The following is a 26,599-nucleotide window of genomic DNA, read 5'->3' as shown; positions in this document are numbered from 1 at the left end:
ATAACCGACGACATTACTTGCTTCATCCTATGTATTAACTCGCTCTAATTCGAGCTAAAGTAATTATGGCTTAAAAAGTTAGGCAGGGATCAGTGCGTTTAACTTGACAGTGGGAGTCATACCAACGCCCGCATAAGCGGCTATTAATAATGGGCTAAAATTATTGAGCGCAGCGACAATAGCCCATTGTTAATTGTCCGAGCGAGTTTACGAGCCTTGATGCTCTTGTTAGGTAACGGATACGCTAAAACATTTTTGAATATCAGATTCTAGCCGCTGACCGTCAAAACTTTTGTTTGCGCGATGACTAAGTATGCGCACAGATTCAATAATGTTACCGATAATTAATTTGATCCTTTGTTCGTCACTACCGTTACAAAATTCATCATAATCAATGCGCAAACGAAAGTCAGTTGAGTGTGTTTTTCTTTTGAAAAGTTTCCGTTCTTTGTGCCAACCAGCAGCTTTCATTTCATCGGATAGTTTTACGATTATTGGAATAATATTTAGCTCAGCCACTTCACTCCCGTAGTTTTCTGCCTCAATGATTGGAGTCAACTTTTCACTAACGTAGTGGCTTGCAACTTGAAACTTTCTATCAATTTGGTCTTCTGGCTTTGTTCCATCAATTTCGCCTCTTAAGAAGAATTTCACGACAATCCCTTTTGAGTTACCTAACAATTTTGTCTACGACATTTGTCGTTTTATAAACCGACAAATGTCCATATATTACATTGCATTTATCTTAACCATCATATAAACACCTGTAAACAATTAGTTAACTGGAAAATATTTTTAATCAATGCACAAATACACCGAAATGGTGGAGATCAGTAATATTGGACAAAACAACAAGTACTGTCTATATATACAGTTAGTTTTTACTAGAGATTCATATCATGAAATCATCTTTTTTAACTATGATAGCCGAACAAATGTATCTAAAGCGTTATGCTAAAAGTACCATTAAAGCGTATTTATACTGGATAGCTTCGTTTATTCGATTTAACCCAATGATGCACCCAACAACAATGGGAAATAATGAGGCCGAACTTATTTTGAATCACTTAGTCAACCAAAAAAAAGTTGCTCCTAACACTCAAACCAAGCCTTAAATGCGTTGAGCTTATTATTTAAAGAGGTGATTCAAAAGCCACTCTTATTAGGGATTTTTTAAAACAAAAAAGCACAGCCCACAAGCGCCATGCTTTTTAAATTTAAGCGTAAAAAACTTACTTTACAAACGAATACCGCCGTCTATTTCAACCACGCGACCAGTGAAAAAGTCGTTTTCGATTATGTACTGTGCAGTATGGGCAATTTCGTCGCTTTCGCCTAAACGCCCTACGGGTGTTACTGCAAGCATGCGCTGTTTGGCTTCGGGTTTCATGGCGTCGGTCATGGCGGTGCTTATTACACCTGGTGCAATAGCGCCTACGCGTATACCAAAACGGCCAAGCTCTTTAGCCCATGTGGTTGTAAGTGCCACTACGCCTGCTTTTGATGCCGCGTAGTTTGTTTGGCCTATGTTACCTGCGCGCGCTACGCTCGACATATTCACTATTACGCCGCCTTTGCCTGATTCAATCATGTGGCTTGCAGCTTCGCGTCCTGCTAAAAACACACCAGTCAGGTTTACATCAATCACTGATTGAAATTGCTCAAGGGACATTTTTTTAACCACTTTTCCATCTTTAGCTTTAATAAACATGCCGTCTCGTAAAATACCGGCGTTGTTTATAAGCACGCCAATGTGGCCAAAATCGCTATTAATGGTATTAAATACGTTTTCTACTTCGCTCTCAACCGTTACGTTTGCGGCGTAGCCTTTAATAGTGCCTGTAACACCTTCAAGCTGTGTGAGTTTTTCGCACGCTGTGTTTAATAACTCTTGCGCCATATCTATAAGTGCGATGTTAGCGCCCATAAGGGCAAATTTTTTCGCCATTGCAAAGCCTAAGCCTTGTGCGCCACCGGTTATTACTACCGTGTTATTTTTAATTTCCACGCCTTACTCCTACTTAGAAAACAGTTTAAAAATGGCGCTAAAATCATCACTGCCAGCACCTTGGTGCTGTAGCATAGTGTATAAATTTTTAGCCATTGAACCCATTGGGGTTGAAGAATTACTTTGCTGCGCGGCTTCCATGGCAAGCCCTAAATCTTTAGCCATTAAATCGACCATAAAGCCCGGTTTGTAATCTTTACTTGCAGGGGCTGTATCCATTACGCCTGGGCATGGGTTGTAAAGTTCAAGGGTCCAGTTACGGCCAGAGCTTGCAGTCATAATGTCGCTGAGTACTTTTGCATCTAGCCCATTATTAATACCCATTTGCAGGGCTTCGCTCGTGCCTGCCATTAAAATACTGAGAAGCATGTTGTTGCATATTTTTGCAACTTGTCCTGCGCCAATATCACCTGCATGAAATATGTTTTTACCCATATCATTAAGCACAGGTTGTGCGGTATTAAACGCGGCTTTACTACCACCAACAATAAACGTAAGCGTGCCTGCGGTTGCTCCAGCAACACCGCCCGATACCGGTGCATCTACAAAGCTAATACCCTGCTCGCCAAGTGCGCTGCCAACCACACGGGCCGACTCTGCATCTATTGTTGAGCAATCTATCACTAAGGTGTTGTTACTAAGCACATTAATTAAGCCGCTATCGTCGTTATTGCCTAAATAAAGTGATTTAACATGTTTGCCCGCAGGTAACATACTAATAAGTATATCGGCATTGGTTGCACATGCATTTGCATTATCAGCTGCGTGTGCGCCTTTACTTGCAAGTTCATTTAAGACCGACTGGTTTAAATCAAATGCTGTAACATTATGGCCGGCTTTAATTAAGTTAGCCGCCATTGGGCCGCCCATATTACCTAAGCCGATAAAACCAATATTGAGTTTAGTCATCGTCTTTCCTTTATGTGTGTGTTGGGGTGTCTAAGCCATTGAGTGGGTGATTTTCGCCAAAACGGTTAGCAAAAAAGCTCTCTATTATGGCTTGTGGTACATCACTCAGTGTTTTGTATTGCCAATTAGGCGCGCCGTCTTTATCTATTAATAGTGCTCTTACGCCTTCTTGAAATTCACCTACTTCGCCAGCGCGTACCGACATACCCAGCTCCATTTTAAAGCACGCTAGTAAGCTTTTGCCTTTACTGGCTTTTAGCTGCTCACTTACTAGCGCGCAACTTAGTGGGCAACCATGCTTAAGTGACTTTTGGGCGCGTTGCAGCCATTTATCGTCTGTAGCTAGGCCTAAAATATAATCAACTTGTTCTTGTAGCGTATTAAGTTCAGCTAATTTTTGAATGGTTGCTAAGTTAGCTTTAATATTGCCTTTGGGCATACGCGCAGATTGGTTATCTAAATCGGTTAATAATTTAGTCAAACGCTCATGATTTAAACTTGCGGTTTTGCCCCACTTAGCCGCTAAAATTTGCGCTAGCATGGCATCATATTTAGTGCTGTCGATAAAGTGATCGGCAAGCGATACAAAGCGTGCATCTTCACAATTAATAGAGGCCGATGTTAGCCCTAAAAATAGCCCCACACCTTGTGGCATTTTATGTAAAAAGTAACTACCGCCTACATCTGGGTATAAGCCTATGGTTTGCTCTGGCATAGCAATGCGCGATGTTTCGGTTACTACGCGGTGGCTAGCACCGGCCATTAGGCCTAAACCACCGCCCATAACAATGCCATTACCCCAAACAAGGATTGGTTTATCAAAGGTATGAATAAGGTAATCAAGTTTGTACTCAAGGGTAAAAAAGTCTTCCACTAAGCTTGTTGGTTTACCTTGCGCCATTGCATGATGCAGGCTGACTACATCGCCACCGGCGCAAAATGCTTTATCCCCTGCGCCTTTTAACAATACCATTGCAATTGCATCATCGCTTTGCCAAGCCCGCAATTGCGGCTCGAGTAATTTGATCATGTCAAAATTAAGGGCGTTTAATGCTTTAGGTACGTTGAGTGTAATAACCCCAATTAAGCTGCCGTTTGCTGCACTTGCCGTTTCAAATAGCACGGGGTCGTCGGCATTATTTAATAACGTTAAATTACTCATTAGCCATTTACCCAATTTGCGCGGCGTTTTTCTAAAAAGGCATTAACGCCCTCTTGTTGATCTTGTGTATCAAACAGCCCAACAAACAACTCACGCTCAAGAGGCAATACGCTTGCCATAGGTTGATGGCGCCCTTTTTGTATAAGCGTTTTACATGCAGCTACCGAGCTTGGGCTTTGTTCGCTTACTTGGTTGGCAAGTTTTAACGCCGCTGCAAAGCTTTCACCTTCTGGTACAACTTCTTCTACTAAGCCAATATGTAAGGCTTTATCGGCTTTTAAGCGCTCGCCACATAAAATCATGCGTTTTGCCCAGCCTTCACCTACAAGCCATGCTAAATTTTGCGTGCCACCCGCGCACGGTAACAAACCCACTTTTGCCTCTGGCAGTGCCATTTGTGCCTGCTCTTCTGCTATACGAATATCACACGCAAGCGCTACTTCTAACCCGCCGCCCATGGCATAACCGTTAATGGCCGCAACCGACACCCCTGTAAAATTAGTCAGTGCTTCAAAGGCTTCACCAAATACACGCGACATATCAGCGGCAACGCCTTTATCGCCACTAGCAAATACGTTTAAATCGGCCCCGGCGCTAAAAAACTTCTCGCCTTCGCCAGTAAGCACTAAGGCATAAATGTTTTTGTTGTTATTAAGCTCGTTAACTTTGTTTTTTAAATCAATTAAGGTGTCTTTTGTCCAGGTATTAGCTGGTGGGTTAGACATAGTTAAAATAGCAACATGGCCTTCGGTAGTCAGTTCAATACTCGGGTTAGATTGTGACATAACTTGCTCCTTATAAAACGTCGCTTGCAGACTCGGCTAAAATACGGCGCGCTATAATTACACGCATAATTTCGTTAGTGCCTTCTAAAATTTGATGAACGCGTACATCACGTACATGGCGCTCAAGCGGGTATTCTTTTATGTAACCGTAACCACCATGTACTTGCAGTGCCTCGTTACACACAGTAAAGCCAACGTCGGTGGCAAAGCGTTTAGCCATGGCGCAATAGGTGGTTTTTTCACTATCGCCGGTATCAAGTTTAAATGCCGCAAGCCTTACCATTTGGCGCGCAGCTACAAGCTCAGTGTTCATATCTGCAATTTTAAACTGCAAAGCCTGAAACGCAGCTAAGGGCTTACCAAATTGAGTGCGCTCTTTTAAGTACTCTTTTGCCGTGTTTAGCGCAGCTTGTGCAGTACCAATTGAGCATGTGGCAATATTAATACGCCCGCCATCTAGGCCTTGCATGGCAAATTTAAAGCCTTCGCCCTCTTTACCTAATAAGTTATGCGCCGGAATACGCACATCTTCAAAACTAATTAAGCGTGTTGGTTGTGCGTTCCAACCCATTTTTTCTTCTGCTTTACCGTACTCAACGCCTTGTGCGTCGGCAGGAACTACAAATGCCGAAATACCTGCAGCGCCTTCGCCACCGGTACGTGCCATAACCACTAATACTTCGGTTTCGCCCGCACCCGATATAAACATTTTTGAGCCGTTAATAACGTACTCATCACCTTCAAGCACAGCTTTTGTTTTTAGTGATGCTGCATCTGAGCCTGAGCCAGGCTCTGTTAAACAATAAGAGGCAAGTAGCTCGCCCATTACTAGTTGTTCTACGTATGCATCTTTAACTGCATCTGTACCAAAACTTGCTACCATCCACGTAGCCATATTATGAATAGTTAGCATGGCCGTTGTAGCTGTACAACCCATCGCAAGCTGCTCAAATATAATGCTTGAATCTAAACGCGATAACCCAAGGCCGCCGGCTTCCTCTGGCGTATATAAACCGCAAAAGCCAAGCTCGCCCGCCGCTTTAATCGTATCTTTAGGAAAAATATGCTCGCGATCCCACTTTGCTGCATGTGGAGCAAGTTCTGATTCTGCAAATTGGCGTGCAGTTTCTGCAAAGGCTTGTTGATCTTCTGATAAGTTAAAGTCCATGGTAGACCTCTTTAATTGTGTTGTTAGTGTGTCCCATTAGGGTAAATGAGTGAAGAGCGGCAAAGGCTGATGTGTGTGTTCTAGTTGCTTGTCGGCGGATTTAGCCTTTGCGCCCTTCTTTATTATTATTTTTGAGTGTGTTTATTTTAAATTAATGCTCATGTTTGGACCTGAAGCGATGTCGTCTTCAAACCAACGTGAAGTAATGGTTTTAGTTTCTGTGTAAAAACGTATACCTTGCTTACCATAGGTGTGCGTATCGCCGTAAAACGAGCCTTTCCAACCCGTAAACGAGAAAAACGGCAGCGGTACCGGAATAGGCACATTAATACCCACTTGGCCTACTTCAATTTCATGTTGAAATTTACGAGCCGCAGCGCCACTTGAGGTAAATAACGAGGTACCGTTGCCGTACGGGCTTTCGTTAATAAGGGCAATTGCCTCATCAAGCGTATCTACAAACATACAGGCAAGCACAGGGCCAAAGATTTCTTCTTTGTATAAGTCCATCTCTTTTGTCACATCGGTAAATAGAGTTGGGCCAACCCAGTTACCTTGATCAAAGCCCTCTACTGTGTAGTTTGAGCCATCAATTAAACAGGTGGCGCCTTGCTCTTTACCGCTTGCTATAAGCGATAAAATACGCTCTTTTGCTGCTTTTGATGTTTGTGGGCCATAGGCTGCGTCTTTGTCATCCCACACGCCTGGGCGTACGTTTTCAAAGCCTGCTTTTATTTCATCAACCCACTCACTTGCTTGGCCTACAAACACAGCCACCGAAATACCCATACAACGCTGGCCTGCTGCACCAACCGATGCGCCAACTAGGTTATTTACCACGTGCGATTTACTCGCATCTGGCATAATAACCATGTGATTTTTAGCACCCACACACGCTTGTACGCGCTTAAGGTTTTGTGTGCCTTTAGAATAAATGTATGCACCTACACCACACGAGCCCACAAACGAAATTGCACGTACGGCTTTGTCTTCTAATAAGCGGTCTACTTGCGGTTTTGTACCATGAACCACTTGTAATACGCCTTTTGGTGCGCCGGCTTCAATAAATAGCTCAGCTAAACGCATTGGTGTGAGTGGGTCTTGCTCAGAGGGTTTTAAAATAAAGGTGTTACCACATACAATAGCTAGCGGAAACATCCAAAGAGGGATCATCGCCGGAAAGTTAAACGGCGTAATGCCTGCACATACGCCAAGGGGCTGCATGTAAGAATAGGTATCGATTTTACGGGCAACGTTTTCCATTGTTTCGCCCATCATTAATGACGGTGCGTTAGCTGCTTGTTCTACTACTTCAATACCGCGCCATACATCGCCTTTTGCATCTTCAAACGTTTTACCTAGTTCGTGGCAAATAATGGTTGCAAGCTCATCGTGGTGCTCTTTTAACAGCGCCGCGTATTTCATCATAATGCGGGCACGCTCGGTAATGGGCACATCTTTCCATGTTTTAAATGTTTCTGAGGCCGAGGCAATCGCTGCATCCATTTCTGAGTCGGTAGTGCATGGAACTTGCGCAAGTACTTCTTGGTTTGCTGGGTTAATTACATCAATAAGCTCGTTTGAAGCCGACTGAACAAATTCGCCATTTATAAGTAGTGGAACTTGGTGCATGGGTAAATCCTGTTGTTAGTGTGTTCTTTTAAAAAATGGCACCGTTTTGTTATTAGTATGAGTACGGTGCATTTTAGTTGCTGTTAGTTAATTAACTTTTTTGTTAGTAAGCCTCTACAGCCATGGCTACAGCTTCGCCGCCACCAATACATAAAGACGCAATTCCTTTTTTAAGGCCACGGTTTTTAAGTGCGTGAATAAGCGTGACTAAAATTCTCGCGCCGCTGGCACCAATTGGGTGGCCAAGTGCACACGCCCCACCGTTTACGTTTACTTTGCTCTCATCAAGTTTTAATTCGTTAATAGCAAGCATGGTAACCATGGCAAAGGCTTCGTTAATTTCCCACAGGTCAACATCAGCAGTTGTCCAGCCTGCTTTTTCAAGCACACTGTTCATAGCGCCCACAGGTGCTACAGTAAATTCGCTTGGTTTTTGAGAGTGCGTGCTGTGCGCTACAATTTTACAAAGCGGTGTTAAGCCTTGCTCTTTAGCTTTTGATTCGCTCATTAATATAAGCGCTGCGCCACCATCAGAAATTGACGATGAATTAGCCGCAGTGATGGTGCCGTCTTTTTTAAAGGCAGCACGCAGGCTTGGTATTTTTTCTGGGCGGGCATTACCGGGTTGCTCATCAACCGATACGGTTACATCGCCTTTGCGAGTTTTTATGGTGTGCGGCGCAATTTCGTTTTCAAAGCTGCCGTTTTCAATTGCCGCATTGGCTTTACTTAAAGAGCTAAGTGCAAACTCATCCATTTGCTCACGGCCAATGCCGTACTCATCGGCAGTATCTTGTGCAAAACAGCCCATTGCTTTGTTATCGTAAGCATCTTCTAGGCCATCGCTCATCATATGATCTTTAATTTCGCCATGGCCCATACGCATACCGCCACGTGCTTTAGGTATAAAATACGGTGCGTTACTCATGCTTTCCATGCCGCCAGCAATTGCACTGCTAATTGAGCCCGCTTTAATTAAATCGTTGGCGAGCATGGCGGCTTTTAAACCAGAGCCACATACTTTATTAATGGTGGTAGCACCCGTGCCCAGAGCAAGGCCTGCTTTTAACATTGCTTGGCGTGCTGGCGCTTGGCCAAGGCCCGCTGGCAATACACAGCCCATAATTACTTCATCTATTGCATCATTTGCTAAACCAGTTTGTGCAAGCGCACTTGCAATGGCGCTTGCGCCAAGCTCGGTAGATTGTGCATCGGTCAATGCGCCCATAAACCCGCCCATTGGCGTACGCTTTGCTGCTACAATTACCACTGATTCTAAAGTCATAATTAACTCCGTTGTATTTATATGCAAATAGTTGTTAGAATATTTGCTCTATTAATTTAGTATTCATTTATTGTTTAACACCCTTACACAATACTAACGTTTACGCTAACGTCAACTAAAAAGCGTTTAATTTTTAGTTTTAAAAGTGTAAGCATTATTTTCCAGTAACGGCGAAGTGAACAATTAATAAAAATAAACTATTGAATATTAATAATATAATTTAACATTTCACATCAACACTCCTTTATAAATAGTTTCACACCACACCAAGCTTTACCTTTACGTAAACTTCACTTATATTGGAGTTATTCGAATGAGGTAAACACAACTATGAAACCAGATAACCAAACAAACTTTGCAAGTTCTGCAAAAGCGCCAAGCAGTAACGATCAAACCTTTAGTATTAGCGATTTAGCTAAAGAGTTTGATATTACCACCCGCTCTATTCGTTTTTACGAAGACCAAGGTTTAGTAAGCCCAGAGCGCAATGGCCAAACCCGTATTTATTCAAAACGCGACAAAGTTCGCTTAAAACTAATACTGCGTGGCAAACGCTTAGGCTTTACGTTGGCTGAAACAGGCCGTTTGTTTGAACTGTACGACGCTGATAAATCAAGCGCTAAACAGCTGGTGACTATGCTCGATTTAATAGCAGAGAAAAAAGCCGACCTTTCTCAGCAAATGGACGACATAAAAGTTGTGCTTATGGAATTAGTGACAGCGGAGCGCCGCTGCAGAGACACACTTAATAAAATAGACGAGTAGCCTATTTTAATAATAAAAACACACTGACAACACACACAGGAATGAATCATGAGCACTATTTCACTTTATAAAGAGATGAACTTTGGCCTTGGCGAAACCGCCGATATGATCCGCGACCACGTAAATAGCTTTGCAAGCCAAGAAATTGCGCCACTGGCTGAACAAACCGATATGGACAACGCGTTTCCTAATCAGCTTTGGCCGCAAATGGGCGAAATGGGTGTACTAGGCATGACCGTATCTGAAGACTTTGGCGGTGCAGGCTTAGGCTACTTAGAGCATGTAATAGCCATGGAAGAAATTAGCCGTGCGAGTGCATCAATTGGCTTAAGCTATGGTGCGCATTCAAACTTGTGTGTAAATCAAATTAACCGTAACGGTAATCAAGCACAAAAAGAAAAATACTTACCAAAGCTTATTAGCGGCGAACACATTGGTGCCCTTGCCATGAGCGAACCAAATGCAGGCTCTGACGTGGTATCAATGAAACTTAAAGCTGAAAAAAAAGGCGATAAATACATTTTAAATGGCAATAAAATGTGGATCACCAATGGCCCCGACGCACATACATTTGTTATTTATGCAAAAACAGATTTAGAAGCCGGCGCTAAAGGCATTACCGCATTTATTGTCGAAAAAGACTTCCCTGGTTTTTCTACCGCACAAAAGCTAGACAAGCTTGGTATGCGTGGCTCAAACACGTGTGAACTGGTGTTTGAAAACTGCGAAGTACCCGAAGAAAACATTTTAGGTAACCTAAACGAAGGCGTTAAGGTACTAATGAGCGGCCTAGATTACGAACGTGTAGTACTAGCTGCAGGGCCCCTTGGCATAATGCAAGCCTGTATGGATATTGTTGTACCGTACATTCATGAACGTAAACAGTTCGACACCCCTATTGGCCAATTTCAGTTAATTCAAGGCAAAGTAGCCGACATGTATACACAAATGAACGCAGCGCGCTCATACGTTTATACCGTTGCAAAAGCGTGTGACCGCGGCGAAACCACCCGTAAAGATGCCGCCGGCGCCATTTTATATGCTGCTGAGCTTGCCACTAAAATGGCGCTCGATGCCATTCAAATTTTAGGGGGTAACGGCTACATAAACGAATACGCCACAGGGCGCTTATTACGTGATGCCAAACTATACGAAATTGGTGCTGGCACATCAGAAATACGCCGCATGCTTATTGGTCGCGAACTCTTTACCGAAAGCCGTTAAGGATTAAATTATGACGATATTAAAATCGAGCGTTAATCCTCACGACCCTACTTTTGTGCAAAATCACAAAAACATGGCAGCTTTGGTTGATGATTTACATAGTAAAGTAGCCACCATTAGCTTAGGTGGCGGCGCTGCGTTAAAAGAGCGTCACGAAGGCCGAGGTAAGTTATTTGTACGCGACCGTATTAGTACTTTATTAGATGAAGGCTCACCGTTTTTAGAAATTTCGCAATTTGCTGCCTTTGGTGTTTACGAGCAAGAAATTGCCTGTGCGGGTGTAGTTGCTGGTATTGGCCGTGTTAAAGGCATTGAATGCATGATCATTGCAAACGATGCCACGGTAAAAGGCGGTACGTACTTTCCGCTTACCGTTAAAAAGCATTTACGCGCGCAAGATATAGCCGAGCGCTGTCACTTACCGTGTATTTATTTGGTTGATTCGGGCGGTGCCAACCTGCCCGAGCAAGACGATGTATTCCCTGATAAATTACATTTTGGGCGTATTTTTTATAACCAAGCCCGTATGTCGGGTAAAGGTATTCCTCAAATTGCTGTGGTAATGGGGTTATGTACCGCAGGCGGCGCATACGTACCGGCTATGGCCGATGAAAGCATAATAGTAAAAGAGCAAGGCACTATATTTTTAGCAGGCCCACCACTTGTAAAAGCAGCGACCGGTGAAGTAGTCAGCGCTGAAGAATTAGGCGGCGCCGATGTACATTGTAAAACATCGGGTGTGGCTGACCACTTTGCAGAAAATGACGAGCATGCGCTGTCTATTGCCCGCCAATGTATTGAGCGTATTAATTACACGCGCCCTACAGCCCCTCTTTTAGAGGATGTAAAACCGCCACGTTACGATATAAACGAGCTTTACGGCATTGTAGGCACTGACCTTAAAAAGCCGTTTGATGTGCGTGAAGTTATTGCCCGTACGGTTGATGATTCATCGTTTGATGAATTTAAACGCTACTTTGGTGAAACGCTGGTAACAGGTTTTGCCAGTATTTACGGTAACCCTGTAGGCATAGTGGCTAATAACGGCATTTTATTTAGTGAGTCGGCGCAAAAAGGCGCGCACTTTATTCAACTATGTGCACAGCGCAATATTCCTTTAGTGTTTTTACAAAATATTACCGGCTTTATGGTGGGTAAAAAATACGAAGCTGAAGGCATAGCAAAGCACGGCGCTAAAATGGTAATGGCGGTTTCGTGTGCCGATGTACCTAAATTCACGGTGCTAATTGGTGGCTCTTACGGCGCGGGTAACTATGGTATGTGTGGCCGCGCATTTGAACCCACCATGATGTGGATGTGGCCCAATGCCCGAATTTCAGTAATGGGCGGTGAACAAGCAGCCGGTGTAATGGCACAAGTTAAACAAGATGGTTTAGCCCGTAAAGGCCATAGCATGAGCGAGCAAGAAGTTAGCGATTTTAAAAAGCCAATTATTGATCAATACGAAGAGCAAGGCCATCCGTATTACGCAAGCGCGCGCTTGTGGGACGACGGCATTATTGACCCTGCCGATACCCGCAACGTATTAGGCCTTGCCTTAAGTGCAGCTCAAAATGCACCACAGCAAGACTCTAAGTTTGGCGTATTTAGAATGTAACCGGAGCGCAAAAATGTCAGTAACACTACAAATAACAAAATCTAATGTGGCTGTACTTGTTTTAAGCCGAGTTGAAAAACGCAACGCATTTAATAGTGAAGTAATACACGAGCTAATTCAGTGCATAGAGCATGCAAATACGCTCGATATTCGCGCTTTAGTTTTAAAAACTGAAGGTAAGCACTTTTCTGCCGGTGCCGATTTAGCCTGGATGAAATCAATGGCTGATAACAACTACGCCGATAATCTTGCCGATTCTATGCAGCTCGCTAAATTAATGCAGGTACTAGCCGCCTCTCCTCACCCAACCATATGTGCTGTACAAGGCGCTGCGTTTGGTGGGGCATTAGGCTTAATTGCATGTTGCGATATTGCCCTAAGTAAAGACGATGCGCAGTTTTGTTTAAGCGAAGTAAAGCTAGGGCTTATTCCTGCGGTAATTAGCCCGTATGTAATTAAAGCCATTGGTGAGCGCGCTGCGCGCCGCTACTTTTTAACTGCCGAGGTGTTTGATGCCCACACAGCAAAACAACTTGGTTTGGTTCATCAGGTGACCGGTAATTTAGACTGTGCCCTTGATAACATGCTGCAAACATTAATCGATAACGGCCCAGTCGCTGTAAAAGCCGCTAAATCATTAATTAACGATGTAGCAAATAAGCCTATTAATGATGATCTTATTGAACTCACGGCCGAACGTATTGCAAATATTCGGGTATCGGACGAAGGCCAAGAAGGACTGAGCGCCTTTTTTAATAAACGCCCTCCCGCTTGGCAACTGTAGGACTAATTATGAACACACACACATTAAAAAAGATACTCATTGCCAACCGTGGTGAAATTGCATGCCGTATAATGCGAAGTGCAAAGCAAATGGGCCTAACAACGGTCGCTGTTTACTCTGACGCCGACAAACACGCACAACATGTAAAAATGGCTGATGAGGCCTACCACATTGGCCCTGCACCAAGTAAAGACTCATACCTTGTAACAGATAAAATTTTACAGGTTGCAAAAACAAGCGGTGCCGATTGTATACACCCTGGGTACGGTTTTTTATCTGAAAACAGTGAGTTTGCTAAAGCCTGTGAAGCTAACAACATTGCGTTTATTGGCCCTCTTGCAAGCAGCATAGAAGCCATGGGCTCTAAAACCCGCGCCAAAGAAATTATGGCCGCGGCAAATGTTCCATTAGTGCCAGGCTATTACGGTGAAAACCAAGATCCTGCTTTTTTACAATCTGAGGCTGAAAAAATTGGCTACCCCGTGCTCATTAAAGCGGCCTTTGGTGGTGGCGGTAAAGGCATGCGCGTTGTTGAGCAAGCCAAAGACTTTATAAGTGCACTTGAGGGCGCACAGCGTGAAGCAATTGCGGGCTTTGGTAACGACTTAGTGCTGCTTGAGCGCTATGTTAACCAGCCTCGCCATGTTGAAGTACAAGTTTTTGCCGATAACCACGGTAATTGTGTTTATTTAGGTGATCGTGATTGCTCATTACAGCGTCGTCATCAAAAAGTAATTGAAGAAGCCCCAGCGCCGGGTTTGTCTGACGAACTACGTAAAGAAATGGGTGAAGCCGCAGTACGCTGTGCCCTTGCAATAAACTACAGAGGTGCAGGTACGGTTGAGTTTTTACTGTGTGGCGATGAGTTCTTTTTCATGGAAATGAACACGCGTCTACAAGTAGAGCACCCTGTGACCGAAATGGTAACCGGCGTAGATTTAGTTAATTGGCAAATTAATATTGCCGCTGGGCAAACACTGCCACTAACGCAATCAGACATACAACTCCAAGGCCACAGCTTTGAAGCGCGTATTTACGCAGAAGATCCAAGTAACGACTTTATTCCCTGCTCGGGCACAATAGAAGCGTTAAGCACACCACTTAACAGTGAGTTTGTACGTATTGATACCGGTATTGCACAAGGCGATGAAATAAGCCCGTTTTACGACCCTATGATTGCAAAACTTATTGTGCATGATGATAACCGAGAGCAAGCATTATCGCGTTTACGCCAAGCACTTGAGCAATTTCACTTAGCGGGTTTTAGCACTAACATTGGCTTTTTACACAACTTAGCAAGCCACCCTACATTTGCTCAAGGTGCGCCAAGCACCCACTTTATTGCCGAGCAAGGCGATGCATTGGTAAATGTTGATAGCGCCGCGCTTGAAAAAGCACAACTAATTGCAGCCTTTGCCTACCTTGAATCGCTTGGTGCTAAAAAGGCAACTCAGCAAAGCGCAAGCCCGTGGCAACAACTCAGTGGTTTTACGCTTAACGCACCACAAAAAGTGCATGTACCATTTACAGACTTAGCTATAAGCGCCGTTAAAACTAAAACGGGTTATGTTGTAACGCATAATGATAAGTCGTTCGATATAGCAGGCTTTGTAAACCAAAACGTATGTAATGTGTTTATTAATGGGGAAAAATTTACCGCCCATGTTAGCCACTTTGATAACAGTATTAGCGTGATGTTTGCTGCGCTGCAAATTAAGCTTGCTTTAAACACTAAACATTACATTAGCAGCCATGAAAGTGACGCCCTGCCCCTTGCGGCGCCACTTAATGGCACTGTGGTTAAGCATTTAGTTGATGTAGGCAGCACCATTACCAAAGGCGATGCCGTAGTGATTATTGAAGCCATGAAAATGGAATACACGCTCAACGCCCCGCACGATGGTATTTTACAAAGCTACTGCTTTGATGAAGGCGAATTAGTTGCGCACGGCGCTTTATTAGCAATTGTAGAAGACACCACGGCGCAGGAGGCATCGTGATGGCTGCTTTTCCAACTGAAGTTAAAATTGTTGAAGTAGGCGCGCGTGATGGCCTACAAAACGAAAAATCAGTCACTGCAGCTGATAAAATTTCATTAATAAATGCACTTAGTGACGCGGGCTTAAAAAATATTGAAGCCGGTGCTTTTGTATCGCCTAAATGGGTGCCACAAATGGCCGATTCGGCCGAGGTGATAACAGCGCTTAATTTACTCCATGTAAATTTAAGTGCGCTTACACCCAACTTAAAAGGCGCCCAAGCGGCCCATGCCGTTGGCATAAAAGAATTTGCCATATTTACCGCGGCAAGCGAATCGTTCTGTCAAAAAAATATAAATTGCAGTATTGATGAGAGTATTGAGCGTTTTAGCGACGTTATGGCATTTGCAAAAGCCAATAACATACGTGTACGCGGTTATGTCAGTTGTGTTCTCGGTTGCCCTTATGAGGGAGAAATAGACCCGCATAAAGTACTTAGCGTTTCGCAAAAGCTTTTAGATTTAGGCTGCTACGAAATAAGCCTTGGCGATACCATAGGTGTTGGCACTGCAAATAAAGTTACCCAGCTTTTAACACTTTTGCTTGAACATATTGATAAATCAAAACTGGCAGTGCATTTTCATGATACCTACGGGCAAGCGCTCACAAATATTTACGCAGCGTTAAGCTTAGGTATAGCAACGGTTGATGCCGCTGTTGCAGGCCTTGGCGGCTGCCCTTATGCCAAAGGGGCGTCAGGAAATGTTGCCACCGAAGATGTGGTTTACTTACTCAATGGGCTTGGCATAGAGCATGGAATTGATTTACAAAGGTTAAGTAGCGCTGGTTGGAAAATTACACAAGCACTTGGCAAAACGCCTGTAAGCAAAGTTTCAATTGCATTAGGCAACACACAAAAATAATAGCTTAACTTGCCAAATGGCAGTTAATACAATGAGGAGAGTCTCATGGCCGGTTTTGATAAAGTGGTTTCTAGTTACGAAGCTGCAATGGCAGGGTTAAAAGACGGCGATACCGTTATTGCTGGCGGCTTTGGCTTATGCGGTATTCCTGAGGGCTTAATTAAACAAATTAAGGCAATGAACACCAAAGAGCTAACCGTGGTTTCTAACAACTGTGGTGTAGATGACTTTGGATTAGGAATTTTACTTAAAGATAAACAAATTAAAAAAGTAATTGCCTCCTACGTGGGCGAAAACGCCCTATTTGAGCAGCAATTACTAAGCGGTGAAATAGATGTAGAGCTTACCCCGCAAGGCACCTTGGCTGAAAAAATGCGTGCGGGCGGTGCAGGTATTCCTGCATTTTATACCGCTACAGGTTACGGTACGCCCGTTGCAGAGGGTAAAGATGTAAAAGAATTTGACGGACGCCCATATATTTTAGAAGAGTCGATCACCGGTGAGTTTGCCATTGTAAAAGCATGGAAAGCCGACCGATACGGTAATTTAGTATTTAGGCACACTGCCATGAACTTTAACCCAATGGCGGCAACAGCAGGTAAGATTACCGTTGCCGAAGTAGAAGAAATAGTAGAGCCCGGTGAACTTGAGCCAAGCCAAATTCATACCCCAGGCATTTTTGTAAATCGCGTTATAAAAGGCGACTTTGAAAAACGCATTGAACGTGTAACAACACGAGATTAAGCAGGAGCATAGGTTATGGCATTATCACGTGAACAAGTTGCAATGCGCGTTGCACAGGAACTACAAGACGGCTTTTACGTTAATTTGGGCATAGGAATTCCGACACTCGTCGCAAACTATGTACCTGATGGTATTGAAGTTATGTTACAGTCAGAAAATGGGCTTTTAGGTATGGGCCCCTACCCAACAAAAGCCGAGCTAGACGCAGATATGATAAACGCGGGTAAAGAAACCGTGACAGCTGCCACAGGTGCAGCCATATTTAATAGTGCAGATAGTTTTGCCATGATACGGGGTGGTCATGTAGACTTAACCGTTCTGGGTGCATTTGAAGTAGACCAAAGCGGCAACATTGCCTCGTGGATGATCCCCAAAAAGCTGATAAAAGGCATGGGGGGCGCAATGGATTTAGTCGCTGGGGCAAAGAATATTATTGTTACTATGACCCATGCCAGTAAGCATGGTGATTCTAAATTATTAGAGTCTTGCACATTACCGCTAACGGGCGTTAATTGCGTTAAAAAAATAGTAACAGATTTGGCCGTACTTGAAGTTAAAGACGGCGCATTTCATTTACTCGAGCGCGCTCCGGGCGTATCGGTTGATGAAATCATTAGTAAAACAGCAGGTAAATTACTTGTTGACGGTGAAGTACCAGAAATGGTTTTTTAACGCTTTACCATGTACCGACCTCATTCCCAGTGCCAATGGCGCTGAGTTACCCAAAATCCCTCGCAAGAGGGATTTTTTTTGCCTGCCATAAACTTTTTTTCAGTTTTAATACAGTTGTAGTAAATATTATCTATAATACAAATAGCTTTTAATGTAAGCGCTTAGATTATTTGCACTAATTTGTGGATTGTCTGCACCTTTTTTGTGAACTAGTGCTATATTTAAAATTAAACTATTGATATTATTATATTAAATTATTGGTTCGATTATTGCCTATTAAAGGCGTCTTAAATTAATTAAACAATTCTGGAAAACATGCAAACTCCTATTCGAGGCCTCCGCTCTTTTTGCTTTGCAGCAAAAAGCTTAAGTTTTAAACATGCAGCTAAAGAGCTGTACTTAACGCCCTCTGCGGTAAGCCATCAGATAAAACAACTTGAAGAACAACTAGGCATTGAACTCTTTCAACGCCAAACCCGATCCATTAGTTTAACGGCTGCGGGTAAAAACTTTTTTGATGCCATTTCGCCTATTATCTATACGCTTGAAAACACCATCAACGAGTTCAGTCAATTGCAGCAAAATACTAATATAACTATTACGCTGCCTGAATTTTTTGCCAGTGAACTACTTATGCCTAAATTAAGCGAGTGGACATCTGAGCACCCTAATATAAATTTACAAATGGATACGCTCAAAACCCGTAAAGAGCTAACCCGCCACAGTGATTTATCGATTGTTTTATCCTCAAGTAAACCCACTGAGGGCCTTACTACAGAGCTATTTAATCTTGAATATATACCGGCGTGTAACGAAAAACTGTTAAAACAGTGGAAAGACGATCACTGCCAAGCATTAAACCAAGTACCATTAATCCTTCACAAAGCAAGGCCGTGGGCATGGCACCAATGGGCTGAAAAAGCAGGTATAGATGACTTTTCGCCTACGCAAATTATACAAATTGATAGCATGTTTGGGGTCGCTCGTGCAGCGCAACAGGGTATTGGTATTTCACTCATACCGCTGCCTATTAGCCAAAGCTGGTTTGATGAAAAATGGCTTTACAAATTATTTCAACAGCCCCTTACCACCAAAGATAAATACTATTTAGTACAGCATGAAGCTAATTCGCCAAATCCCGCGCTAGATTTATTTGCTAAATGGGTTGTATCTACATTTAGCAACATTCAAGGTTAGTGTTACCTTAGTAAATGCAATTTACATTTTTGGTTTGATTACGCAAATTTTAATGTGTGCAGCACGTAGCAAGTGCTAAAGCTGCACACAGTAAACTGTAAAGCTCCTTCTTTTTTACTTTCTTGCAGCCTAACAATACCGTTTAGTGATTTATTATTAATTAAATATTTTTATTTAATCATTCGTTTTTTCCCTACAAGCTAACCTATAAAAGTTTATCCTTTTAAATCAATATAATAACACAACGCGTTAGACTAAAGTCTATAGCTTAATTTTTTTCACTTATTGGTTTTATTTTTATCGTTTGTCTGACTTTTACGATTATTTTAAAGTTAACTCATCGCAAGCAAACAGCTAAACGTTTTTACTAATTAGACATTATTTACTGTTTTGCACCAAATAAATGCAACCTTTTTAGATGTGATAGCTCTAACAAGGTAAGAAAAGAATCTTATATTGTGTGTGTAAGATGTTGTCAGTGTGAAAAGGCAGTTCAAGTCAGGTGGTGACTTGGTTTGAACTGTTTTTTATTCTACCAGCAACACGCAGCAATAACGAAATTAGCTACTGTGTAGCAAACCAAATCTTATATTGTGTGTGTAAGATGTTGTCAGTGTGAAAAAGCAGTTCAAGTTAGGTGGTGACTTGGTTTGAACTGTTTTTTATTCCACCAACAGTACGCAGCAATAACGTAATTAGCTACTATGTAGCAACCAAATCTTATATTGTGTGTGTAAGATGTTGTCAGTGTGAAAAGCGGTTCATGTGAGGTGGTGACCTTATATGGGCCGTTTTTGTTTTATAAACACGATTACCTGCCCCACCGTTTTATACCAATTCGCTTAAATTTAGTATTATTCAACTATAAAGTTATGTTTTTGTTTAAGCTCTTCAATAACATTTTCATTGTCTTTTAAAAATACATTAAACTTTTTAACGAGCTGTGGGTGTTTAATGCTCGATAACATAAACGCTTGGTGATCAACAGGCAACTGATGCTGAAAAAACACAGGGACGGGAGTATCAAAAAATTCTTCTATATTGTATTTAAGTACATCGTGTGAAATATATATACAATCAACTCGCTCTTTATGCAGCAAATAAATCATCTCAATAACGTTATCATTTTCGAGTACTTGCAAGCCTGGCATTGAGGTTAACTTTTCAAGCCCTTGCAATGTAAAGCCACGCACTTTTGCAAGTGATTTACAATCTTCAAGTTTAATATTGTCCTTTAAGCTCGCTATCCCTGTATGTGTAACTAATGAAGGCACAGAATAATTAATTTCTTGTTGATGCTGATTTTTATAACTTACTTGCCAATTAGGGTTGTCGGGGTATTTAAAGTCAACATGGTGATGCTCTATAAATTCTTTATAAAGTCGCGGAATAGGCAAAGTGTAAAATTCAAATTTAATATTTTGTTGTTTTGCAAATAGTTCCAGTAACTCTTTACTAAAACCAAAATAATCACGCTTATTAGTGCCACTGCCATCGTAATAAGGCAGGTATTCTATATTCTCTACCCCTATTACATATTTTTCGGTTGGCTGTGCTAATACAGGGCTTATAGTTATAAGCCCTGATACAAGTGCTAACGTGTTAATCAATTTGATAGTAAAATGCCGTTTATATCGTTTGGATTATTAATTTATATATCATAATCACAGTTAATTAAAGTTTAGATTTATTAAATATAAAAGAGCGAATTAATCGCTCTTATAAATTAGCTTTGGTCACGAGGTATAAACTCTAACACAGTAGCATTAATACAGTATCTATCTGTGCCTCTTGGCCCCTCACCTTTAAATAAATGCCCTAAATGTATACCGGTGCTTTTTGATTTAAGCTCAATTCGAGTCATCCCCCAGCTGGTATCTTTATGCTTAGTAACACTATTTTTAACCGGATGTTTAAACGACAGCCACCCCGTGCCCGAATTAAATCTATCGCGGGTATCAAATAATGGCTCACCACTTAATTTATCAACAAATACGCCATCGGGAGTGTTTTTAAATTCTTTATACTCCTTACAGTAAGGTCGGTCGGTGCGCTCATTAAATGCAACTTCGTAGGCATCACTATCGCCTAGTTTAAAGGCGCCAAGTGCTTTGTAAAATTCAGCGGGGCTTGCATAGCCTTGACGCGCGTACACCTCTTTTCCATTTTCTAAAAACAAAATGGTGGGGGTTGCCCAAGTTGCCGATTTTATAGTTAGGCCATTAAGCTCATCGGCATGACGAAATGTCAGTGGGATTGAACCTTTGTAATTGTTAGCGACTGTTTTTTTAAATTTTTCACAGTAAGGGCAGTATTCGCGCGAATCAAGTACCACAATCTGCTTGCCCGTGAGTAAAACACTATTGTCTACATCTCCTTTTTTAGTTTTATTAAATACCACACCCGTGGCGTGATCTGGGCAATAGCCATTTGGGTTCTTTTGTAAATAATTTTGATGGTACTCCTCAGCAGATACAAACCCCTCAAGCGGTTTTATTACTGTTTTAATTGCCCCATAACCGGCTGCACTTAATAACGGCTGATACTCGGCTTTAACTTGCTCTGCAAGCTGCGCTTGCTCTTTAGTGGTAGTAAGAATAATTGATCGATACTGCGTGCCAATATCATTACCTTGGCGATTCGATTGTGTAGGATCATGGCTTTCAAAGTAATTTTGTAATAGCACTTTAGAAGAAATGATATTGCTGTTGTACATCACTTGCACTACTTCAGCGTAGTTGTTTTCGTCAAACTGGCGAGATTGGTCGGTGATATTTTTATAGGTTGCTTTAAAGCCGTGCCCGTCTGCATACCCCGACTCTGCATCAATAACCCCTTCTAGTGCCTCGTAGCGCTTTTCGGCTCCCCAAAAACAGCCAGAGCCTAACACAATGGTTTTTATATGCATTGTGGCCTCTACGTTGCTGTGCTCTATTTTTTCGGTTGATAAAGCAAAACAGCCGGCGCTAAATGTAATAGCGGCGCCTAATAAATAAACTGAGCGAGAAAATGTCATAAATACCTCTTAATACCTGCGTGTTTTAATTAAGACCCAACATCCCTTGTTTTAATTTCAGTAAATAAATACGTGCTAAATTTGAATACAGTTTGAGTCTGCATTTCTTTTTCGTTTATTTTTCTTATGGCTAGGTACTGAATAAATTGACAAAACTATGTTAGCTTTGCTGCACGTTGTATAAAAAGATTAAATTATGACTGCATTTTTACAGGTATTTACTTTAACAAATAACAGTTTGCTATTAGATGCCACACAGCATAAACAAAACAATGTGTTAGACACTCAAAAAAAAATTTGGGCGCTCACTAAGCAGCTAAAGCAAAGTAACGAATTTATTGATTTAGTCCCAGGCATGAACTCTTTAACGCTTTATTTAAAATCGGCAAGTAATTTAAAAAAATGGCAAAATGCCTTGCCTGATTTATGGGACAAAGTACAAGCAACAACATTTAAAGGCACTCACCATAAAATACACACTACTTATGATGGAGAAGATTTAGATTTTGTTGCCAAACAAACTAATTTAACACCCAAGCAAATTATTCAAATACATAGCCAAGCCACTTACCACGTTTTATTTTTAGGGTTTCAGCCCGGGTTTGCTTACCTACATGGGTTAGATTCACGCTTGCATATCCCACGCAGAGACACGCCGCGTACCAAAGTACCTAAGGGAGCCGTTGCTTTAGGCGCAGAGCAAACTGCCATTTACCCAGCAGAAACACCTGGCGGTTGGCATATCATTGGCCACACAAACACGCCCCTTTTTGATAGCACACACTCAGATCCTTGCTTATTTAAACCCGGCGACACGCTATCGTTCGTTTCAATAAACACAGTGCAAGGAGCATAAAGTGATAAAAGTTCTTAAACCTGGTGTACAACTTACAATTCAAGATGGCGGGCGCTGCGGTTATCGTCATTTAGGTGTAAGCCAAGCGGGTTGTTTAGACCCTTACGCACAAATAATTGCCAATAAATTAGTGGGTAACAAAGATAATGAAGCTGTGCTTGAAGTTACGTTAGGCCTTTGCGAGTTACAGTTTGAAACCGATACTGTTATTGCCCTACAAGGTGCTGATTTAAACGCTGCGCTTGATGAAACACCCTTGTACCCTGGCTGGAGTTACCAAGTAAGAGCCAAACAAACTTTAAGCTTTGATACTGGCCGCGCTGGTTTGCGTGCCTATGTAGCCGTACAAGGTGGCATTGATGTGAAAGATATCATGGGCTCAAAATCAACCGATTTAAACGCGCTCTTTGGCGGTTTAGCAGGTAAAGCACTTAGCGAGGGCGACATTATTCCTATTAAAACATCGCCCGTGCCAATAACGCGCTTTATACAGCGTGGCGCTATTACTCCGCCTAAACTAAAGGTGATTAGGGTATATGCAAGCCCACATGCGCATCTATTAGGTGATACGCTACTTAAACAGTTTTTTTCAACGGCGTTTAAAGTAAGCCATAACAGCAACAGAATGGGCCTTAGGCTAACAAACGAAAGTCCCCTAACTCATAGTCACTCACTTGCCTCTCTTGGTACAGGCCCAGGCTCTATTCAATTACCGCCCAGTGGTGAGCCTATTGTATTACTTAACGACGCACAAACAACCGGTGGCTACCCATTACTTGGCACGGTAATAGAGGCTGATTTACATCAATTTGCGCAATTTAGACCCGGTGACTCAATTGAATTTAAGCAAGTAACCCATGAGCAGGCTAGCTTAGCAAAACAAAAGCTTAAAGGTCACTTACATCAGCTCAGCTTGGCGCTTAAATATAGTTAACTCTAAGGTGAGATATAAACCTATTACAAGGAGCTAATAAAAGTACAAGCGGCGCTCTACTTAACTTGCAATAGGTAGGCTTAGATTGGTTAATTAAGCGCAAAAAATAAAAACACGCTAACGCAAAAAATTATAATAATGCAATTTAAGCTCTGCTTTAATTTTCGCACACACTTGGTGCATTTGTGCAGTGTGCTTTTTTGCAAACACTGCGCTAAATGCTTTATTAACGCCACTTTAAACACCAAAGGTGTTGTAAATATAGCCGCACTTGTGCGTGGCGCACCAATTTGGTGCGAGCACTTTTCACTTGGTGCATAAATTATTCTTAATTAATTGTAAAAGCAGTGTGACTTGAGTAATTATTTCTGATAAAACAAGGTTTCGCAGCACAGCAAAGTTGCCCTGCTGCACACATAATAGGAATGAGGAGTTACTATGTGTTCAATTTTTGGTGTATTAGATATTAAATCTAACGCCACTCAGTTGCGTACCCAAGCAATTGAAATGTCAAAACTACTAAGGCACCGTGGCCCAGATTGGTCTGGTGTGTATTCATCTGAAAAAGCGATTTTAGTGCATGAACGCTTAGCCATTGTTGGTGTATCAAGCGGCGCACAACCATTATATAACCCTGAAAAAACAAATATTCTAGCGGTTAACGGCGAAATTTATAACCACAAAGAGCTGGCAGCAGAGCTAGAGGTAGATTTTGAATTTCAGACTCAATCAGACTGTGAAGTTATTTTAGCGTTATACAAACAAAAAGGGCCTGAGTTTTTAGATGACTTAAATGGTATTTTTGCATTTTGTTTATACGATGAAGAAAACGATGCGTACTTAATTGGCCGCGATCACATTGGTATTATTCCGCTTTATACTGGCCACGATGAGCATGGTAATTTTTATGTTGCCTCAGAGCTTAAAGCGCTTTCACCAATTTGTAAGCACATTGAAGAGTTTCCACCAGGGCACTACCTATACAGCAAAAATGGTGAACTAACGCCTTATTATAAGCGCGATTGGGAAACCTTTGATGCAGTTAAAGATAACAGCGCACAAGCGCAAGACGTAAAAGAAGCGCTAGAAAGCGCTGTAAAACGCCAGCTAATGTGTGATGTACCGTATGGCGTATTGCTATCGGGCGGTTTAGACTCGTCGGTTATTTCGGCTATTACGCAACGTTTTGCCGCTAAACGTATTGAAGATAACGATGAAAGTGACGCATGGTGGCCTAAGCTGCATTCTTTTTCTGTTGGGCTTGAGGGTTCACCTGATTTAGCCGCTGCGCAAAAAGTAGCGGATATGATTGGCACAGTACATCACCCTATTCACTTTACCATTCAAGAAGGTATTGATGCGCTTCGTGAGGTTATTTACCACATTGAAACGTACGATGTAACCACCATCCGTGCTTCAACGCCAATGTATTTAATGGCGCGCCAAATTAAAGCTATGGGTATTAAAATGGTATTATCGGGCGAAGGCGCTGATGAACTATTTGGTGGCTATTTATACTTCCATAAAGCGCCAAACGCACAAGAGTTTCATGAAGAGCTAAACCGTAAAGTGTCAAAGCTGCATATGTTTGACTGTTTACGTGCCAATAAGTCAATGGCTGCATGGGGCGTAGAAGCACGCGTACCGTTTCTTGATAAAGAGTTTGTTGATGTGGCTATGCGTATCAACCCTGAAGCAAAAATGTGTAAAGATGGCAAAATTGAAAAGCACATTTTACGCGAAGGCTTCGATGGCTACCTGCCTGAAGAAGTACTGTGGCGTCAAAAAGAGCAATTCTCAGACGGTGTTGGCTACAGCTGGATAGACACGTTAAAAGAGTTTGTAAACGAGCAAGTAAGCGACCAAGAGCTTGCTAACGCTAAGTTTAAGTACCCTATTAACACGCCAGATTCTAAAGAAGCGTATTACTATCGCTCTATTTTTGAATCACACTTCCCAGGTGATGCATCAGCTAAATGTGTACCACATGGTAAGTCGGTTGCGTGTTCAACCCCTGAAGCACTTGCATGGGATGCATCATTTCAAAATAATGCTGATCCTTCAGGCCGTGCTGCTGGCGTTCACAACGACGCGTATGCAAGCAAAGGCTAAACGCGCCCTTTTATCGCAACGTAGGCTACAACAGCCTAGGTTGCGATATATAAAGCACCTTTATTCAGTTCCTGTATTTTCTAGTTCACAGCATAACTTAGCCGGTTCAAGTGCGTTAATTGTTATTTATACGCAAGGGTTAAGTACGCGTGTAATGCAAAAAATTGCATCAAACTCGCAGCACCCTGCTAGCGTTTTTTTAAATGAAAATGAAATTTCTCACCGTGTATGTAACATTCGCTGGTTTAACCAAACATCAGAAATTAAGCGCTGCGGCCATGGCACCCTTGCTGCTGCAAAATGTTTATTAGCACACTTTGGTTTTTGCCCTTCACACTTTATTTCAAACGATAAAGAACGGTTTAAAATCAAGCGAGCTACAGGCCGGGTACAACTTCAGCTAGCGGCTATTAATTCTAAAAAGAGTGATGAGGTTAACAGCCTTAGTGATGTGTTTTCGCACTCTATAAAAGCAACTTACTCAACAGCTTATAAAAATGGCTATACCGTTGTACTGTTTAAAAACATGGCTGATTTAAAGCATTTAGAGGTTAATTTTACACATTTAGTAAATGTGCATAACAATGCGGTAATTGCACTGCAAATACATAGTATTAATAAAAACAACGCAAGTGCGTATTTTAGGTATTTTGCGCCGCAATTTGGGGTAAATGAAGATACTGCTACAGGCTCTGCCGTGTCGGTTATTGCGCCACTTATTTTTAGACTACATGGTTTAAATAAAGTAACCCTTTTGCAGCAGTCACCAAAAGGCGCGCTGCTAAACTATACGTTTAGCAGCAATCAGGTAGTTGTAAGTTAAGCT

General features: G+C 42.1%; 24 protein-coding genes. 14 read left to right on the top strand and 10 right to left on the bottom strand.

The genetic code is table 11. From position 1 onward, the window contains the following. Positions 1-228: 228 nt before the first annotated feature. Entirely contained in the window at positions 229-654 is a 426-nt protein-coding gene (locus PSH50_RS08845; protein WP_273586597.1) for an Imm44 family immunity protein, read from the bottom strand. Positions 655-899: 245 nt separating this feature from the next. On the opposite strand from PSH50_RS08845, the gene PSH50_RS08840 reads away from it, so the two are divergent. Further along, positions 900-1,115: a site-specific integrase gene (locus tag PSH50_RS08840; RefSeq protein ID WP_273586596.1), complete on the top strand. Its 216-nt coding sequence runs from the start codon at positions 900-902 to the stop codon at positions 1,113-1,115. 122 nt (positions 1,116-1,237) lie between these two features. Here PSH50_RS08840 and PSH50_RS08835 read toward each other — a convergent pair whose 3' ends face one another. The 7 genes from PSH50_RS08835 to PSH50_RS08805 all read right to left on the bottom strand — a co-directional run bounded on the left by PSH50_RS08835 (position 1,238) and on the right by PSH50_RS08805 (position 8,949). Further along, positions 1,238-2,008 carry an SDR family oxidoreductase gene (locus tag PSH50_RS08835; RefSeq protein ID WP_273586595.1) on the bottom strand — a complete coding sequence of 257 codons (771 nt, stop codon included), beginning with the start codon at positions 2,006-2,008 and terminating at the stop codon, positions 1,238-1,240. Positions 2,009-2,017: 9 nt separating this feature from the next. Beyond that, on the bottom strand, positions 2,018-2,917 hold the full coding sequence (mmsB, locus tag PSH50_RS08830) for a 3-hydroxyisobutyrate dehydrogenase (RefSeq protein ID WP_273586594.1): 900 nt from the start codon (positions 2,915-2,917) through the stop codon (positions 2,018-2,020). Positions 2,918-2,927: 10 nt separating this feature from the next. After that, positions 2,928-4,079, bottom strand: coding sequence for an enoyl-CoA hydratase/isomerase family protein (locus PSH50_RS08825; protein ID WP_273586593.1), 1,152 nt, complete (start codon positions 4,077-4,079; stop codon positions 2,928-2,930). Then, complete coding sequence (locus tag PSH50_RS08820) at positions 4,079-4,864, bottom strand: enoyl-CoA hydratase (RefSeq protein WP_273586592.1); 786 nt, start codon at positions 4,862-4,864, stop codon at positions 4,079-4,081. The genes PSH50_RS08825 and PSH50_RS08820 overlap by 1 nt, the downstream gene beginning before the upstream one ends. A gap of 10 nt (positions 4,865-4,874) precedes the next feature. Further along, positions 4,875-6,032: an acyl-CoA dehydrogenase family protein gene (locus PSH50_RS08815; protein WP_273586591.1), complete on the bottom strand. Its 1,158-nt coding sequence runs from the start codon at positions 6,030-6,032 to the stop codon at positions 4,875-4,877. Between the two features lie 141 nt (positions 6,033-6,173). After that, on the bottom strand, positions 6,174-7,664 hold the full coding sequence (locus tag PSH50_RS08810) for a CoA-acylating methylmalonate-semialdehyde dehydrogenase (RefSeq protein ID WP_273586590.1): 1,491 nt from the start codon (positions 7,662-7,664) through the stop codon (positions 6,174-6,176). A gap of 103 nt (positions 7,665-7,767) precedes the next feature. Beyond that, positions 7,768-8,949: an acetyl-CoA C-acyltransferase gene (locus PSH50_RS08805; RefSeq protein WP_273609518.1), complete on the bottom strand. Its 1,182-nt coding sequence runs from the start codon at positions 8,947-8,949 to the stop codon at positions 7,768-7,770. Positions 8,950-9,279: 330 nt separating this feature from the next. Here PSH50_RS08805 and PSH50_RS08800 point away from each other — a divergent pair, with 330 nt between their 5' ends. The 9 genes from PSH50_RS08800 to PSH50_RS08760 all read left to right on the top strand — a co-directional run bounded on the left by PSH50_RS08800 (position 9,280) and on the right by PSH50_RS08760 (position 18,855). After that, positions 9,280-9,714 carry a MerR family DNA-binding transcriptional regulator gene (locus PSH50_RS08800; protein ID WP_004587901.1) on the top strand — a complete coding sequence of 145 codons (435 nt, stop codon included), beginning with the start codon at positions 9,280-9,282 and terminating at the stop codon, positions 9,712-9,714. 48 nt (positions 9,715-9,762) lie between these two features. Then, positions 9,763-10,938, top strand: a complete 1,176-nt coding sequence (locus tag PSH50_RS08795; protein ID WP_024034119.1) for an isovaleryl-CoA dehydrogenase — start codon at positions 9,763-9,765, stop codon at positions 10,936-10,938. A 10-nt stretch (positions 10,939-10,948) separates the two neighbouring features. Further along, positions 10,949-12,556, top strand: coding sequence for a carboxyl transferase domain-containing protein (locus tag PSH50_RS08790; protein WP_248461441.1), 1,608 nt, complete (start codon positions 10,949-10,951; stop codon positions 12,554-12,556). A gap of 13 nt (positions 12,557-12,569) precedes the next feature. Further along, positions 12,570-13,340: an enoyl-CoA hydratase/isomerase family protein gene (locus tag PSH50_RS08785; protein ID WP_138576264.1), complete on the top strand. Its 771-nt coding sequence runs from the start codon at positions 12,570-12,572 to the stop codon at positions 13,338-13,340. A gap of 8 nt (positions 13,341-13,348) precedes the next feature. Next, a complete protein-coding gene (locus tag PSH50_RS08780) occupies positions 13,349-15,340 on the top strand; it encodes an acetyl/propionyl/methylcrotonyl-CoA carboxylase subunit alpha (RefSeq protein ID WP_273586589.1) in 1,992 nt (663 codons plus the stop codon). Next, complete coding sequence (locus PSH50_RS08775; RefSeq protein WP_248451408.1) at positions 15,340-16,242, top strand: hydroxymethylglutaryl-CoA lyase; 903 nt, start codon at positions 15,340-15,342, stop codon at positions 16,240-16,242. The genes PSH50_RS08780 and PSH50_RS08775 overlap by 1 nt, the downstream gene beginning before the upstream one ends. Before the next feature lie 45 nt (positions 16,243-16,287). Further along, on the top strand, positions 16,288-16,986 hold the full coding sequence (locus PSH50_RS08770; RefSeq protein ID WP_004587895.1) for a CoA transferase subunit A: 699 nt from the start codon (positions 16,288-16,290) through the stop codon (positions 16,984-16,986). A 15-nt stretch (positions 16,987-17,001) separates the two neighbouring features. Further along, a complete protein-coding gene (locus PSH50_RS08765) occupies positions 17,002-17,658 on the top strand; it encodes a 3-oxoacid CoA-transferase subunit B (protein WP_004587894.1) in 657 nt (218 codons plus the stop codon). A gap of 315 nt (positions 17,659-17,973) precedes the next feature. After that, positions 17,974-18,855 carry a LysR family transcriptional regulator gene (locus PSH50_RS08760; RefSeq protein ID WP_004587893.1) on the top strand — a complete coding sequence of 294 codons (882 nt, stop codon included), beginning with the start codon at positions 17,974-17,976 and terminating at the stop codon, positions 18,853-18,855. 854 nt (positions 18,856-19,709) lie between these two features. Here the strand turns inward: PSH50_RS08760 and PSH50_RS08755 are convergent. Both PSH50_RS08755 and msrA read right to left on the bottom strand, forming a co-directional pair. Beyond that, entirely contained in the window at positions 19,710-20,465 is a 756-nt protein-coding gene (locus tag PSH50_RS08755) for an ABC transporter substrate-binding protein (protein ID WP_273586588.1), read from the bottom strand. Between the two features lie 116 nt (positions 20,466-20,581). Further along, the gene (gene msrA, locus PSH50_RS08750) at positions 20,582-21,871 is read right to left on the bottom strand and encodes a peptide-methionine (S)-S-oxide reductase MsrA (RefSeq protein ID WP_273586587.1); all 1,290 of its coding nucleotides are present in this window, start codon (positions 21,869-21,871) and stop codon (positions 20,582-20,584) included. A gap of 196 nt (positions 21,872-22,067) precedes the next feature. Here msrA and pxpB point away from each other — a divergent pair, with 196 nt between their 5' ends. The 4 genes from pxpB to PSH50_RS08730 all read left to right on the top strand — a co-directional run bounded on the left by pxpB (position 22,068) and on the right by PSH50_RS08730 (position 26,596). Next, on the top strand, positions 22,068-22,727 hold the full coding sequence (gene pxpB, locus PSH50_RS08745; protein ID WP_273586586.1) for a 5-oxoprolinase subunit PxpB: 660 nt from the start codon (positions 22,068-22,070) through the stop codon (positions 22,725-22,727). A 1-nt stretch (position 22,728) separates the two neighbouring features. Further along, positions 22,729-23,661 (top strand): biotin-dependent carboxyltransferase family protein, encoded by a 933-nt coding sequence (locus PSH50_RS08740; RefSeq protein ID WP_273586585.1) that lies wholly within the window; start codon positions 22,729-22,731, stop codon positions 23,659-23,661. Positions 23,662-24,099: 438 nt separating this feature from the next. Then, positions 24,100-25,773, top strand: coding sequence for an asparagine synthase B (asnB, locus tag PSH50_RS08735; protein ID WP_024034109.1), 1,674 nt, complete (start codon positions 24,100-24,102; stop codon positions 25,771-25,773). After that, positions 25,757-26,596: a PhzF family phenazine biosynthesis protein gene (locus PSH50_RS08730; RefSeq protein ID WP_273586584.1), complete on the top strand. Its 840-nt coding sequence runs from the start codon at positions 25,757-25,759 to the stop codon at positions 26,594-26,596. The genes asnB and PSH50_RS08730 overlap by 17 nt, the downstream gene beginning before the upstream one ends. Positions 26,597-26,599: the final 3 nt, after the last annotated feature.

The sequence above is a fragment of the Pseudoalteromonas sp. Angola-7 genome (genome assembly GCF_028599255.1).
Lineage (GTDB): Bacteria > Pseudomonadota > Gammaproteobacteria > Enterobacterales > Alteromonadaceae > Pseudoalteromonas > Pseudoalteromonas atlantica.
Note: the sequence above shows the minus strand (reverse complement) of the source record. Positions and strands in the feature narration are given on the sequence as shown.

Bases quoted from the DNA above. Each gene is read 5' to 3' on its own strand.
- PSH50_RS08840 (WP_273586596.1), top strand. From the start codon at position 900: ATGAAATCATCTTTTTTAACTATGATAGCCGAACAAATGTATCTAAAG.
- mmsB (WP_273586594.1), bottom strand. From the start codon at position 2,917: ATGACTAAACTCAATATTGGTTTTATCGGCTTAGGTAATATGGGCGGC.
- PSH50_RS08825 (WP_273586593.1), bottom strand. From the start codon at position 4,079: ATGAGTAATTTAACGTTATTAAATAATGCCGACGACCCCGTGCTATTT.
- PSH50_RS08820 (WP_273586592.1), bottom strand. From the start codon at position 4,864: ATGTCACAATCTAACCCGAGTATTGAACTGACTACCGAAGGCCATGTT.
- PSH50_RS08815 (WP_273586591.1), bottom strand. From the start codon at position 6,032: ATGGACTTTAACTTATCAGAAGATCAACAAGCCTTTGCAGAAACTGCA.
- PSH50_RS08810 (WP_273586590.1), bottom strand. From the start codon at position 7,664: ATGCACCAAGTTCCACTACTTATAAATGGCGAATTTGTTCAGTCGGCT.
- PSH50_RS08805 (WP_273609518.1), bottom strand. From the start codon at position 8,949: ATGACTTTAGAATCAGTGGTAATTGTAGCAGCAAAGCGTACGCCAATG.
- PSH50_RS08800 (WP_004587901.1), top strand. From the start codon at position 9,280: ATGAAACCAGATAACCAAACAAACTTTGCAAGTTCTGCAAAAGCGCCA.
- PSH50_RS08795 (WP_024034119.1), top strand. From the start codon at position 9,763: ATGAGCACTATTTCACTTTATAAAGAGATGAACTTTGGCCTTGGCGAA.
- PSH50_RS08790 (WP_248461441.1), top strand. From the start codon at position 10,949: ATGACGATATTAAAATCGAGCGTTAATCCTCACGACCCTACTTTTGTG.
- PSH50_RS08785 (WP_138576264.1), top strand. From the start codon at position 12,570: ATGTCAGTAACACTACAAATAACAAAATCTAATGTGGCTGTACTTGTT.
- PSH50_RS08780 (WP_273586589.1), top strand. From the start codon at position 13,349: ATGAACACACACACATTAAAAAAGATACTCATTGCCAACCGTGGTGAA.
- PSH50_RS08775 (WP_248451408.1), top strand. From the start codon at position 15,340: ATGGCTGCTTTTCCAACTGAAGTTAAAATTGTTGAAGTAGGCGCGCGT.
- PSH50_RS08770 (WP_004587895.1), top strand. From the start codon at position 16,288: ATGGCCGGTTTTGATAAAGTGGTTTCTAGTTACGAAGCTGCAATGGCA.
- PSH50_RS08765 (WP_004587894.1), top strand. From the start codon at position 17,002: ATGGCATTATCACGTGAACAAGTTGCAATGCGCGTTGCACAGGAACTA.
- PSH50_RS08760 (WP_004587893.1), top strand. From the start codon at position 17,974: ATGCAAACTCCTATTCGAGGCCTCCGCTCTTTTTGCTTTGCAGCAAAA.
- msrA (WP_273586587.1), bottom strand. From the start codon at position 21,871: ATGACATTTTCTCGCTCAGTTTATTTATTAGGCGCCGCTATTACATTT.
- pxpB (WP_273586586.1), top strand. From the start codon at position 22,068: ATGACTGCATTTTTACAGGTATTTACTTTAACAAATAACAGTTTGCTA.
- asnB (WP_024034109.1), top strand. From the start codon at position 24,100: ATGTGTTCAATTTTTGGTGTATTAGATATTAAATCTAACGCCACTCAG.
- PSH50_RS08730 (WP_273586584.1), top strand. From the start codon at position 25,757: ATGCAAGCAAAGGCTAAACGCGCCCTTTTATCGCAACGTAGGCTACAA.